Raw genomic sequence first — 14035 nt, 5'->3', positions numbered from 1 at the left:
GAATCGTTTTGGTGCAATCTCAGAATATCTATAGACAATTTCATTACATTAACCTTTCATATTACTTTCTATCTAGTATGACAATAGGCACCAATTGAAGACCAGCTACCAGCCAGAAATGCCTACACGCAGCGCGAATCAACCTTACAGGATCCATTTCTTACATTTATTACTGTTCATTTCAACGGCATATTAATCGCCCCGAATTAGGGAATTTAATTGCAATGGACCATTTTTTATCTAATGCACCAATTCTGTAATTAAGCATTCTTACGGTGCGTAAGCTGCACCAAATCGTAATTAAAATAAGCCGCCTAACTTTATTTTTTTCCAATGGAAACTTTCCTGCGTTCTGTTACGCGCGAGGAATGCTTTATTTCCAGGCACTACCCGCGCGACACAATTTTTCGTAACTCTGAATTCCTAAGCAAATCAATCGCTTCGATGCATTTGCGGAGGCCGCTCAAGGCCTTTCCGACGGTCCGCGACCTCACACATGGCATATCTCGTGCTCTTGCTGCGCTCGCTTCAAGACCAAGGCGCGCGTCCGACACGATCGGCGACGCACCCTGGACGGGATGTGCGGGACGGCGCGGGGATGCGCCGGACAGCGAAGAACTCGCTGACGTCAACGCACTGCAGCGCATGCGCAACTCGCGCCCGCGTTTGCGTGATCGTTCAACGGAAGTGGCCTTAACAACAAGAAGGAGCGCAAGTGAAACAAAAGCGATTGGCCTCAGCCATCAAAAGAATCATCGGAGCCGAGCTGGTGTTGACAGCGGCGTTCGTCCCGCTGGCACACGCACAAAGCCAACCTGATACAGCGGCCGTTCCGACGGCCGCAAGCACGCCAGCGGCGGCTCCCCCCGCCGTCAGCAAGCTCGAAAAAGTAGAAGTCACCGGTTCGCTGATCCGCACATCGGACAAGACCGGCAACGTCGAAGTCCAGACCGTTACGGCAAGGGAAATCCAGCAAAGCGGCTACACGACCGTGGCCGACTTCCTGCGCGGCATGTCTGCCAACTCCGCGTCCAGTTGGGGTTCCACCACGATGAACGGCACGGCGCCGGGCGGCTCGGGGATCGCATTGCGCGGTCTGTCCGAGAAGTACACGCTGGTGCTGGTCGACGGCCAACGCGTCGCGAACTACGCACAGGCGGTGAACTTCACCGACACGTTCTTCGACGTCAACACGATCCCGCTGAACATCGTCGATCACATCGAAATCGTGAAGACGGGCGCCGTGTCCGCATACGGTTCCGACGCGATTGCCGGCGTGGTCAACATCATCACGAAGAAGAACTTCCAGGGTCTTCAGATCGACGGGCAGCTCGGCAAGGCACAGCATCCGGGTAACGCTCAGGGCAACTTCAGCGTGCTCGGCGGCTTCGGCGACCTGAACTCGGATCGTTTCAACGTGACGGCAGCCGCCAGCTATTATCGCGATTCCGGTTCGACGCTCGACCAGCGCGACATGACCAAAAACGAAGACTTCAGCCAGTACCCAGGCGGGTCGGCGGGTCCTCTGGGTCCGAATCAGCAGTCATTCTGGCAACTGCCCGACGGCTCGACCGCCGCGTTGAGCCCATGCCCTCCGGGCAGCACTAACGCGGCGGGCGCATCGTGCGTGTACAAGAACGCGAACACGTACTCGCTGATTCCACAGACGACGCGTCTGAACGCGAAGGTGCGTGGCACCTTCAAGATCAACGACGACATACAGGCTTACGCCGACCTGTGGGCGAGCCGCAACGAGACGGTCCAGTACTTCGGCAGCCCGGCCATCAGCAGCGTGTCGAACGTGTTCAATCCAGTGACCGGCTCGGTGTCGCAACTCGACCGCACGGTGTCGGCGCTGAATCCGTACAACCCGTACGGTGTCGATACGCCGATCAACCTGACCTTCCCGGGCATTGCGCAGCGCGCAGACACGGTATCGACGTTCTGGAAGGCCTCGACGGGCGTGAAAGGTTCGTTCACCACGCCGAAGGCCGGCGACTGGGACTGGTCGGTGGACTATGGTCATTCGCAGAGCACGGTCGACACGACGTACTCGAACATGATCAACACGGCCGCGCTTGAAAACCTCCTCGGCCCGAACGGCGGCTACAACTTCGCGAACCCGGCATCGACGCCGAACGGTCTGAACGGCCTGTTCCAGAACGACTACCAGCAGGCGATCTCGAAGCTCGACAGCGTGACGGCGAAGACCTCGACCGGCAATCTGTTCAACCTGCCGGCTGGCCCGGTCGGCATCGGTTTCGGTACGGAATTCCGTCACGAAAGCTCGCTGATCAACCCGCGCACGTACTCGTCGCAAGGGATCGTCGTGCCGGCGAACGTTCAGTCCGTCGACGGCGAACGCAACATCGCGGCCGTGTATTACCAGATCGATATTCCGATCATCCACAACCTGACGTTCACGCAAGCGGGCCGCTATGACCACTATAGCGACTTCGGCGGCGCGTTCTCGCCGAACTTCGCACTGCGCTTCCAACCGGTCCAGATGCTGACGACGTACGCGTCGTACAGCCGTGGTTTCCGCGCGCCGACGCTGATCGAAAACTCGCAGGCAACCTACCTGGCTCACCAGAACCTCGTCGATCCGAACGACCCGAGCGGCGTGCCGACCAAGCACTTCACGACGGAACAGATCAACGGCAATCCGAACCTCCAACCGGAGCACACCAAGAACTACAACATCGGCTTCGAACTGTCGCCGGATACGTCGACCGATATCGGTGCAGCGTTCTACAAGATTCATATCGACGGCGTGATCGGTACCGACGATCCGAATGCCGTGCTGGATGCCAACGACCCGTCGAGGGTCGTGCGCAATCCTGACGGCACGATCCGCTACATCTCGCAACAGTTCATCAACCTCGGCTCGCTGGATACCGACGGCTTCGACATGAACTTCCGCAAGTCGGTCGGCACGAAGTACGGCACGTTCACGCTGTCGGGCGACTGGGCGTACGTGTGGCACTTCAAGCTGAACAGCCCGGGCGCTGCAACGCAGGACTTTGCGGGTAACAACCTCGCGCTGCTGCAACCGTTCGGTGCGTCGAATCCCCGCTGGAAGGGCAACACGAGCCTGACGTGGGATTACCGCAAGATGACCACGACGCTGAGCTGGCAGTACACGGGTCCGTACACCAACGCAGTGGCAGCCGAGTTCGGCGACGGTGGCACGGGTTCGGTGGCGTCGTATAGCCAGTTCAACCTGATGATGACGTATCGCGGCTTCAAGAACTGGACGATCTATGGCGGCATCCAGAACATCTTCGACAGGCAGCCGCCGTTCGACGTCGAGTGGCAATCAACGCCGGACATCACCGGCTACGACCAGTCGCTGTACACGAATCTGGGCCGCTTCTTCCAGATCGGTGCGACCTACCGCTTCTGATCGTCGCAGCGGGCTTTATCGCAGGACCGTAGGTCTCCTCTTGCCTCTTCTTCGTTGTTGAAGAGGATTGGCGGCGGTGCCTCGTGCACCGCCAGCTTTTTTGCTATTCGGATGCCACTTGAAATACGCAATGAAACCGATTCACGCCACTCGGGCGGCGTTGGCCGCGTTGGCGCTCGCCCTTCTCTCTCCCGCCCACGCCGTGACGATCCCGCCCGGCGTCACGCTCGCAGCCACCCAGGAACTGACGCGGCAAACACCCGTCGAGGCAGAATCGATCGACCCCGCGCATATCGAATCCTGGGCCGCTAATACCATCGGCCTCGACCTGTTCGAAGGCTTGACGCGAATCGCCGCCGACGGTGCGGTCGTGCCGGGCGTCGCGCAATCGTGGAGCCGCAGCGCGCCCGATACATGGATCTTCAAGCTGCGCCACAACGCGCGCTGGAGTAACGGCGAGCCGGTCACGGCCGCCGATTTCGTCTATTCATGGCAACGCGTGGTCGATCCGAAGACCGGCTCGAAATACACGATCCTGGTCGAGTTCGTGAAGAACGCGAAGGCGATTCTGGCGGGCAAGGCGCCGCTCTCCAGTCTCGGCGTGCGCGCGGTCGATCCGTACACGGTAGAGGTCAAGACCGAAGACCCGACCGCGTTCTTTCCGCAACTGACCGCAATGTCGACGATGGCGCCGGTGAACCGCGCGACGGTCGCGAAGTACGGCGACGAATGGACCCGTCCCGGCCACATGGTCAGCGACGGTGCGTATGCGTTGAGCGACTGGCAACCGGGCAACCGTCTCGTGATGGTGAAGAACGACAAGTACTGGGATGCGAGCCAGGTCGCGATCACGAAAGTCACCTATCTGCCGATCGAAAGCGACGAAACGGCAATGCGGATGTATCAGGCCGGCCAGTTCGATTACACGTATTCGATTCCGTCCGGCATCTATAACCACGTCAGCAAGCAGTTCGGCTCCGAACTGAAGACCGGGATGTTTATCGCCACCTACTACTACTCGCTGAACAACGCCGACCCGGCCTTCAGGGACAAGCGCGTGCGCGAGGCGCTGTCCATGGTGATCGACCGCAACCTGCTGACGTCTAAACTGACCGCAAGCGGCGAGTTGCCGCTGTACGGCCTGATTGCAAAAGGCACGCAAGGCGCGGCGCAATTCCAGCCCGACTGGGCCGCGTGGCCGATGGCGAAACGCATCGAAACCGCGCGAGACCTGCTGAAACAGGCGGGCTATTCCGCTGCAAAGCCGTTGACGTTCACGCTGACATACAACACCAACGACCTGCACAAGAAGGTCGCGCTATTCACGACGTCGGAATGGCGCACCAAGCTCGGCGTCAACGTGAAGCTCGAAAACGTCGAGAACCGCGTGCTGCTGAAAATGCGCCACGACGGCAAGGTGCAGGCGTCGCGCGACGGCTGGTTCGTCGACTACAACGATGCGATGTCGTTCTTCGACCTGATCCGCTGCAACAGCGTGCAGAACGACCAGCACTACTGCAATCCGAAGGTCGATGCGTTGATCGATCAGGCGAACCAGCAGATGGACGAAGCGAAGCGTACCGCGATGCTAACGCAGGCGCACGACATCGCGATGAACGACTATCCGCTGATTCCGATGTTCCAGTACTCGGCGGTGCGGCTCGTGAAATCGTATGTGGGCGGCTATTCGCCGACCAACTACGTCGATCAGCGGCAGTCGCAGGACATGTACATCATCAAGCACTGAGCGCAAGGAGCCTTGCCATGCTGGCTTATACATTGCGCCGCGCGTTATGGGCGATCCCGACGATTCTCGCCGTGATCACCGCGTGCTACCTGCTGCTGCACCTGACGCCCGGCGGCCCGTTCGATTCGGAGAAGCATCTGTCGGCGGCCGTGCTTGCCAATCTCGACGCGAAATACCACATCGATCAGCCGCTGTGGAAGCAGTATTTGCTGTACATCGACTCGCTGCTGCACGGCGACCTCGGCGCGTCGTTCCGTTACACGGACTGGTCGGTCAGCGAACTGGTGTGGAAAGCCCTACCGGTCAGCCTCGGCGTCGGCGGCATTTCGGTGCCGATCGCGCTGGTGATCGGTGTGGCGCTCGGCACGGTTGCGGCGGTGCGCCGCAATGGCGTGATCGACTACGGCGTGATGTTGCTCGGCAATCTCGGCAGTGTGGTGCCGCCATTCATCCTCGGCCCCGTGCTGGTGTGGGTCTTCGCGATCCTGATCAAACGCGGCGAGCATGGTCTGCTGCCCGCTGGCGGTTGGGGTGACGGCGACTGGCACTACCGCGTATTGCCGATCGTACTGCTCGTGATCATCAACGTATCGACGATTGCGCGCGTGATGCGCGGCAGCATGATCGAAGTGCTGTCCGGCAATTTCATCCGGACCGCGCGCGCGAAAGGTCTGGCCGGCCGCACCATCGTCTTGCGTCATGCGCTGAAACCGGCGCTGATGCCGGTCGTATCGCTACTCGGCTCGCTGTGCATTTCGTCGATCACCGCCGCGGTCGTCACCGAATCCGTATTCGCGCTGCCCGGTCTCGGGCAACTGGTCGTGAACGGCGCGATCAATCGCGACTACACGCTGGTGCTCGGTCTGGTCGCATTGATTACGGCATTCGCGGTCCTGTTCAATCTGCTGGTCGATCTTGCTTACGCATGGCTCGATCCGCGCATCCGGTACTGACATGAAGATTCGTCGATTCAACCTGGCCGCGCGTGCGTTCGTCGCGCCGCCGGCCGATGCGGCGTCCGCAGGCGGCTGTCTGCCCGGCGGCATCGTCACGAAGGCTTCGCGCGGACCGTTCGCGATTGCCGCCATGCGCTTTTTGCGTAATCGCGCGGCATTTGCAAGTCTCGTGATCCTGCTGCTGATCGTCGTCGCATGCTTTGCGGGGCCGCTGTTTCTGCCCAACAATCCGGTCGACAGCGACTGGGGATCGATCAGTCTGCCGCCGTCGTGGCTCGGCCTGCATCTGTTCGGTACCGACGAACTCGGTCGCGACCTGCTCGCGCGCACGCTGGTGGGCGGGCGCGTATCGCTCGAAGTCGGGTTGCTCGGCACGCTGGTGTCCGGACTGATCGGCGTCGCGTGGGGCGCGACAGCCGGCTTCATGGGCGGACGCGTCGATGCCGTTATGATGCGCATCGTCGACGTGATGTACGCGATTCCGTACATGCTGATCGCGATCATGATGATGACGCTGTTCGGCCGCGCGTTCTATCTGGTCGTGCTGACCATCAGCGCGTTTTCGTGGCTCGATATGGCGCGCGTGGTGCGCGGTCAGACGCTGTCGCTGCGTTCGCGCGAATTCGTCGACGCGGCGCATGCGACTGGCGTCAGCACCCGCGCCATCATCGCGCGACATATCGTACCGAACCTGATCGGCGTGGTGGTGGTGTATGCCACGGTCACAGTGCCGTCGATCGTGCTGACGGAATCGGTGCTGTCGTTTCTCGGACTCGGCGTCCAGGAGCCGATGACGAGTTGGGGCGTGCTGATCGAAGACGGCGCCCAAAAACTCGAATCGATGCCGTGGCTGCTGCTCTGCCCTGCCGTCATGCTGTGCGTGACGCTGTATTGCGTGAACTTCGTCGGCGACGGTTTGCGCGACGCTCTCGACCCCAAGGATCATTGACATGGCGCTACTCGAAGTGAAGGACCTGAGTGTGCGCTTCACGCGCCGCGAAGGACCGCCGGTCGATGCGGTCCAACGCGTGTCGTTTTCGCTCGACGCGGGCAGCACGCTGGGCATCGTCGGCGAATCGGGGTCGGGCAAGAGTCAGACCGTGATGGCGCTGCTCGGTTTGCTGTCGTCGAACGGCAGCGTGTCGGGCACCGCACTGTATCGTGGCGAAGACGGCGGCGATCTGCTGAGGATGAACAACGCAGCGCTGAACAGGATTCGCGGCAACCGGATCGGCATGGTGTTTCAGGACCCGATGACGGCGCTCAATCCGTTTTTGACCATTGAACGGCAGATGACGGAATCGCTGCAATTGCACAAGAAGCTGTCGCGTCGCGAAGCGCGTCGGCGTGCCATCGAGGTGCTCGACACGGTGCGGATTCCCGATGCCGCACGCCGCATCGGCATGTATCCGCATGAGTTTTCCGGTGGTATGCGGCAGCGCGTGATGATTGCGATGGCGTTGCTGTCCGAACCGGACATTTTGATTGCCGACGAACCGACTACCGCGCTCGACGTCACCGTTCAGGCGCAAATCATCGAATTGCTGCGCGAACTGAATCGCGAGCGCGGCACGGCAATCGTCCTCATCACGCACGACATGGGCGTGGTCGCCGGTTTGTGCGATACCGTGATGGTGATGTATGCAGGGCGTACGGTCGAGCAGGCAGACGCGCGCGCGCTGTTCGCGGCGCCGACCCATCCGTACACGATCGGCCTGCTGAACGCGCTGCCGCGCATCACCGACGACGACGACCGCCCGTTGCAAACCATTCCGGGCAATCCGCCTTTGCCGGGGCAAATCGGCGCGGGTTGCGCGTTCGCACCGCGTTGTTCGTTTGCAGACGATACTTGCCGCACCACAGTGCCGTCGCTCGATGCGCGTAGCGATCTGGCGGGTGCATTGCGCGCGTGCCACCGTCCGGTTTCAGCCATTCTGGAGGCCGTTCGATGAACCAGCATTCCGCTTGCAACAGTACCGAACCGCTGCTGTCGGTGAACGAACTGAAGGTGCATTTCAGCGTGCCGCGCGGCAAATTACCGTGGTCCGGCAAGGCCACGCTGCGCGCTGTCGACGGCGTGTCGTTCGATGTACGGCGCGGCGAAACCGTCGGGCTGGTGGGTGAATCCGGCTGCGGCAAGTCCACGCTCGCGCGCGCGATCGTCGGTCTTGCGCCTGCGTCGGGCGGCAGCGTCAAGCTTCATGGCGTCGAAACCGTGCAAGGCGCGAAGCGCGATCTCGGCATCTTGCGGCGCGACGTGCAGATGATCTTTCAGGACCCGCTCGCGTCGCTCGATCCGCGCATGACGATCGAGCAGATCGTCGCGGAGCCGTTGATCACGCATCGGCCCGATGTCGCGCGCGCCGATGTGCGCGCTCGCGTGCTGAGCATCCTCGAACGCGTCGGCCTGAATGCGCAGCATCTGCGGCGCTATCCGCATGAGTTTTCGGGCGGGCAATGTCAGCGCGTCGGAATTGCACGGGCATTGATCAGCGAGCCGCAACTCGTGATCTGCGATGAACCGGTGTCCGCGCTCGACGTGTCGATTCAAGCGCAAATCGTTAATCTATTGCGCGACTTGCAACGCGAACTGTCGTTGTCGCTGCTGTTCGTCGCACACGATCTGGCCGTGGTGAAAGCAATCAGCCATCGCGTGATGGTGATGTATATGGGGCGCGTGATAGAGTTCGGCGAAAAACGCGCGCTGTACGCGGCACCTGCGCATCCCTATACCCGTGCATTGCTGTCGGCCGTACCGGTTCCCGACCCGACCGTCGAGCGCGCGCGACGGCATCTGCTGCTTCAAGGCGAGATTCCGTCGCCCTTGCAACCGCCGTCGGGATGCGCGTTCCGCACGCGCTGCCCCGCCGCGATCGACGCATGCGGCGATGCGCAACCGCAAGCGGTTTCCCAGCAAGGTGATGCACGGCGGGTTGCGTGCATCCGGGTTCCCGTTCCTACCGAATAGCGCCTGTTTCATGGGCGGGAGTTCAACAACCGGGACAGCGGCGAAAGCCCACGCTCGACCGGCCCGAGCTGACGGCCTGGTGATGGGCCAAAAGCAAAGCCCGTTCAAGTTCCCATGAACGGGCTTTGTCCGGCGGAGTGGACGGGACTCGAACCCGCGCCCCCCGGCGTGACAGGCCGTATCATATAGGCTGCGACGCCGGACTGGCATGGCGTGTGACTCCTGAATAACGGAACACCACTCGCGGAACACCACTCGCGAAATGGTATATCGATACGTATATCACGACCACATCAAGTCAAATATTTATTGAAAATCAACAAGTTGTGCAACTGATGAAAATCGCCACCTGGAACGTCAACTCCCTCAAAGTCCGCCAGCAACACGTCATCGACTGGCTCGCGAGCAGCGGCACCGACGTGCTGTGCCTGCAGGAACTGAAGCTTCCCGACGAAAAATTTCCGCGCGCCGAACTCGAGGCGGTCGGCTATCGAAGCTGGTACGCGGGTCAGAAAACCTATAACGGTGTCGGCATTCTGGTGCGCGAAGGTTTGAACGTCGACGAAAGCAGCATCGTGCGCAACATCCCCGGTTTCGAGGACCCGCAGCAGCGCGTGATCGCGGCAACCATCGACGGCATGCGCATCATCTCCGCGTATTTCCCCAACGGCCAGGCGCCCGGCACCGACAAGTTCGCGTACAAGCTGCGCTGGCTCGACGCGCTGCACGACTGGCTCGCCACCGAGATGACGCTGCATCCGAAGCTCGCCTTGCTCGGCGACTACAACATCGCGCCAGACGACCGCGACGTGCACGATCCGAAGGCATGGGAAGGTCAGAATCTGGTGTCGCCCGAGGAACGCGCGGCGTTCGTGCGGCTGATCGGCCTCGGTCTGCTCGACGCGTTCCGCCAGTTCGAGCAGCAGGAAAAAATCTATTCGTGGTGGGACTACCGGATGATGGCGTTCCGTCGCAACGCGGGACTGCGCATCGATCACATCCTGCTGTCGAAGGCATTGGCCGACATCTGCTCGGCGTGCGACATCGACAAGGTGCCGCGCAAGTGGGAGCAGCCGTCGGATCACGCGCCAGTGTTCGCGCAGCTGGGCTGATCCGGCATACAGCGACGAAACGAGGCAGCGCTGCCTCGCGTCCCTATTGCTTCAAGCGCCGCCCAGCACACCCCACAAGAACCCGAACACCATCGCATCATGCTCGGCCTGCTCCAACTCATCGGAGCCGCCGTGGCCGCCTTCCGTATTCTCCCGATACCACACGTGCTGCGCGCCCAGCGCCTGCATGCGCGCGGCCATTTTGCGCGCATGGCCGGGATGCACGCGATCGTCGGCGGTCGACGTCGTGAATAGCACCGGCGGATACGCGACACCCGCCGCGAGGTTGTGATACGGCGAATACGCGGCGAGCGCACGCGCTTCATCGGGTTCGTCGGGGTCGCCGTACTCGTCGATCCACGAGGCGCCCGCATGCAGCAGGTGATAGCGGCTCATATCGAGCAACGGCACCTCGCAGACGACCGCGCCGAATAGCTGCGGCCGCTGCACCATGCAGGCGGCCACGAGCAAACCGCCGTTGCTGCCGCCCTGAATGCCGAGCTGTGCGGCGCTCGTCACGCCGGTCGCGATCAGCGCCTCGGCGACCGCGATGAAATCATCGAACGCGCGCTGGCGATGCTCGCCTTGCGCCGCCGTGTGCCAGTGCGTGCCGAACTCGCCGCCGCCGCGAATATGCGCGACCACGTACACGCCGCCGCGTTCGAGCCAGCCGATGCCCTGCCCCGTCAGATAGCTCGGCAGCAGCGGAATCGCGAAGCCGCCGTAGCCGCTCAGCAGACAGGGGCGCGTCGGGCTTTCATCGCCCGGCGATGACGGCGCTTGCTTCGGCCCAATCACCGTGTAGGGTACGCGCGTGCCATCGGCCGATACCGCATGTCCGCGCGTCACCGCGACGCGCGTCGCGTCGAACTGCGTCGGCCAGCGGTCGAGCAACTCCCATTCGCCGGGCTCCTCGAGCGCGAGATCGGAGAGCCAGTAGGCGGGCGGTTGCAGATAATCGTCGGTGTCGACAAACACCTCGTCGTTCAATGTCGACTCGACCGGCGACACGTCGACCTGCGCATCGCCGCGCGACGCGAACACGCGCTCACGCCACTGCCAGGTGCCGTCCTCGCGCCGCGACGGCGTCCAGATCAGCGTCTTGCCGCGCACGTCGTCGAGATACGACACGATCATATGATGGCGCGTATGCGACCACTCGCAGGCCGAGGTCAGCGGCGTCGGCGTGAAGAGCGGCGTCACGTCGCGCTCGCCGCGCAGAAACGCGTCCTCGCGAATCGCGAGCAGCGCGCCGCCCGGATAGCGCGCGAGATTGCCGTCCCACTCGCACTCCCAATCGAGCCGCGGCTCGAGCAACAGCCAGCCCTGCCACGCCCCCACCGCGACGTGCGACGGCACTTCGTAACGATGCCAGGCGTCGCTAGCGTCGTCGAGGTAATACGTGTGCGAATCGAAAAAGTCGACGCTGCTCGTCACCGTATGCCGGCGATCGACCGGATCGTAATGCGCCTCCACGCCGATGTCGCCAAACTCGCCGCGAAACACGACGGGCGCATCGGCGAGCGCCGTGCCGCGGGTCCAGCGCCGCACGTCGCGCGGATAACCGGAGCGCGTCAGCGTCTTGCGCCCATTGTCCCAGCCGACGTACAGCGTATCGCGATCGATCCACGACACCGTGTGCTTGCCCGCCTTCGCAATCGCGAAGCCATCGTCGACGAAACGCCGCGCGTCGAGATCGAACTCGCGCACGACGAGCGCATCCGAACCGCCCGGCGACATCGTGATCAGCGCGCGGTCGCCGTCCGGATAAAGGATATCGAGATCGACGCACACCCACGGCGTGCCGTCGGCCGCGCCGAGCGCGTCGAAGTCGAGCAGGTTCTGCCACACCGGTGCGCCGTTGCGCCATGCGGCCCACGCAGTGCGTCGCCAGAGACCGCGCGGATTGCGCTCGTCCTGCCACAAATCGTAGGCCCAGTCCTTCCAGCGATCCGGAATCACCGGACGCTCGCGCGGCAGATAGGCATCGGCGAGCCGCCGTCTGAGCGCGTCGAACGACTCGCCGCTGCACCACGCCACGCGGGTGCGCGCATTCTGCGCGTCGACCCATGCGAGAGCGTCAGCGTCGTACAGCTCTTCGAGCGACAGGAAAGGATCGGGGGAAAGCGGCCACTCGAACGGGGCGGGAGAAGCTGAAGAAGCTGGCATCGTCGGCTGTTGGATCGGAACAGCGTTGATTATGCCTCGTGCGCGGTGGTTGACGGTTTGCCGCGGGGCGCGATGCAACAACGACGAAGGCGGCCTGAGCCGCCCCCGCCTGCCATGCAGCGTCGCTCAGAACGAGCGTGTCAAGGCTCCAGATTGAGCTCCTGAATCTTGCGCGTAATCGTATTGCGCCCGATGCCGAGCCGCTCGGCCGCCTCGACCTTGCGGCCGCGCGTGAAGTCGAGCGCCTCGCGGATCACGGCCGCTTCGAAGCGGCGCGCGAGTTCGTCCATCACGTCGGCCGCGTTTTCGCGCAGCATGCGCGCGACTTCGGTGCGCAAGCCGCCTTCCCATGCGCTCAGCGCGGTTGGCGACCGACGCGCCGGCCGCCCCACCCGGATGCACGAGCGCGCCGCCGTTCGTGCCAGCGAGCGGCACGCCGCCCGCGATTCCCGCATTGGTCGCCACGGTGCCATCCGCGCCGGCAGCGGCGCCCGCACCAGGCTCGCTCCCGCTGCCGTGCGCGGGACCGAGATCGGGCGGCAGATCCTTGGTTTCGATCGTCTGCGCGGGCGCCATCACCGTGAGCCAGTTCGCGAGATTCTCGAGTTGCCGCACGTTGCCCGGAAACGGCAGCGACGCAAGATACGCGAGCGCCTCCTCGGACACGCGCTTCGGTTCGACGCCGAGATCGCGCGCACTCTTTTGCAGGAAATGCCGCGTCAGCAGCGGGATATCCTCGTTGCGCTCGCGCAACGCGGGCAAGCGCAGACGGATCACGTTCAGACGGTGATACAGGTCCTCGCGAAACAGTCCTTGCCGCACGCGCGATTCGAGATTCTGGTGCGTCGCCGCGATCACCCGCACATTCGCGCGCAACGGATTGTGGCCGCCTACGCGATAGAACTGCCCGTCCGACAGCACGCGCAACAAACGCGTCTGCAGATCGAACGGCATGTCGCCGATTTCGTCGAGAAACAGCGTGCCGTTCTCGGCCTGCTCGAAGCGTCCCTGGCGCATCGCCTGCGCGCCGGTGAACGCCCCGCGCTCATGACCGAACAGTTCGGACTCCAGCAAATCCTTCGGAATCGCGGCCGTGTTCAACGCGATGAAGGGGCCGTTCGCGCGTGGGCTATGTCGGTGCAGCGCGCGCGCGACCAGTTCCTTCCCGGTGCCTGATTCGCCGGTAATGAGCACGGTGGCCGCCGAATGCGACAGGCGGCCGATCGCGCGAAACATGTCCTGCATCGCTGGCGCCTGGCCGAGCATCTCGGGCGCTTCGGCGACGCGGTCGTCCCACGTCTGCTCGCCGCGCATGCTTTCGTCGACCGCGCGGCGAATCAGCTCGACGGCCTTGTCGACGTCGAACGGCTTCGCCAGATACTCGAACGCGCCGCCCTGGAATGCGGCGACCGCGCTATCGAGATCCGAGAACGCGGTCATGATGATGACCGGCAAGCCCGGCACCTTGTCGCGTACGGTTTGCAGCAGCTCCAGCCCGGAGCCGCCGGGCATGCGGATATCGGAGACCAGCACCTGCGGGCTGTCGTGATCGAGCGCGGCCGACGCTTCGCGCACGTTCGCGAAGCTGCGCGTCGCGAAGTTCTCGCGCGCCAGCGCTTTCTCGAGCACCCAGCGAATTGATTGATCGTCGTCTACTATCCAGATCGGCTTCATATA

The 14035-nt window shown here is 62.7% G+C and carries 8 protein-coding genes, 1 tRNA gene and 2 pseudogenes; 7 read left to right on the top strand and 4 right to left on the bottom strand.

The window, feature by feature from the left end; all coding sequences use genetic code 11:
- Window positions 1-715 precede the first annotated feature (715 nt).
- The 6 genes from OKW39_RS19360 (at window position 716) to OKW39_RS19335 (ending at window position 9077) form a co-directional block, all read left to right on the top strand.
- On the top strand, window positions 716-3406 hold the full coding sequence (locus OKW39_RS19360) for a TonB-dependent receptor plug domain-containing protein (RefSeq protein WP_429563272.1): 2691 nt from the start codon (window positions 716-718) through the stop codon (window positions 3404-3406).
- Between the two features lie 130 nt (window positions 3407-3536).
- Window positions 3537-5153 carry a peptide ABC transporter substrate-binding protein gene (locus OKW39_RS19355; RefSeq protein ID WP_429334894.1) on the top strand — a complete coding sequence of 539 codons (1617 nt, stop codon included), beginning with the start codon at window positions 3537-3539 and terminating at the stop codon, window positions 5151-5153.
- A gap of 17 nt (window positions 5154-5170) precedes the next feature.
- Complete coding sequence (locus OKW39_RS19350) at window positions 5171-6106, top strand: ABC transporter permease subunit (RefSeq protein WP_018417493.1); 936 nt, start codon at window positions 5171-5173, stop codon at window positions 6104-6106.
- A gap of 1 nt (window position 6107) precedes the next feature.
- The gene (locus OKW39_RS19345; RefSeq protein WP_429563271.1) at window positions 6108-7058 is read left to right on the top strand and encodes an ABC transporter permease; all 951 of its coding nucleotides are present in this window, start codon (window positions 6108-6110) and stop codon (window positions 7056-7058) included.
- Between the two features lies 1 nt (window position 7059).
- Window positions 7060-8061, top strand: coding sequence for an ABC transporter ATP-binding protein (locus OKW39_RS19340; protein WP_090800849.1), 1002 nt, complete (start codon window positions 7060-7062; stop codon window positions 8059-8061).
- A complete protein-coding gene (locus tag OKW39_RS19335; protein ID WP_090800851.1) occupies window positions 8058-9077 on the top strand; it encodes an ABC transporter ATP-binding protein in 1020 nt (339 codons plus the stop codon). Before OKW39_RS19340 ends, OKW39_RS19335 begins: the two co-directional genes overlap by 4 nt.
- A 133-nt stretch (window positions 9078-9210) precedes the next feature.
- Here OKW39_RS19335 and OKW39_RS19330 read toward each other — a convergent pair.
- A tRNA-OTHER gene (locus tag OKW39_RS19330) sits at window positions 9211-9334 on the bottom strand.
- A gap of 78 nt (window positions 9335-9412) precedes the next feature.
- On the opposite strand from OKW39_RS19330, the gene xth reads away from it, so the two are divergent.
- The gene (gene xth, locus OKW39_RS19325; protein WP_429563270.1) at window positions 9413-10189 is read left to right on the top strand and encodes an exodeoxyribonuclease III; all 777 of its coding nucleotides are present in this window, start codon (window positions 9413-9415) and stop codon (window positions 10187-10189) included.
- A gap of 51 nt (window positions 10190-10240) precedes the next feature.
- Here xth and OKW39_RS19320 read toward each other — a convergent pair whose 3' ends face one another.
- The 3 genes and pseudogenes from OKW39_RS19320 to ntrC form a co-directional block, all read right to left on the bottom strand.
- On the bottom strand, window positions 10241-12358 hold the full coding sequence (locus OKW39_RS19320; protein ID WP_429563269.1) for a prolyl oligopeptidase family serine peptidase: 2118 nt from the start codon (window positions 12356-12358) through the stop codon (window positions 10241-10243).
- A 140-nt stretch (window positions 12359-12498) separates the two neighbouring features.
- Window positions 12499-12811: pseudogene (locus OKW39_RS19315) on the bottom strand (helix-turn-helix domain-containing protein); the annotation flags it as partial.
- Window positions 12812-12886: 75 nt separating this feature from the next.
- Window positions 12887-14032 (bottom strand): annotated as a pseudogene (gene ntrC, locus OKW39_RS19310) (nitrogen regulation protein NR(I)); the annotation flags it as partial.
- Window positions 14033-14035 lie beyond the last annotated feature (3 nt).

The sequence above is a fragment of the Paraburkholderia sp. MM6662-R1 genome (assembly GCF_050436245.1).
Taxonomy (GTDB): domain Bacteria; phylum Pseudomonadota; class Gammaproteobacteria; order Burkholderiales; family Burkholderiaceae; genus Paraburkholderia; species Paraburkholderia tuberum.
The sequence above is the reverse complement of the archived record's forward strand: the minus strand, read 5'-3'. Positions and strand labels throughout refer to the sequence as shown.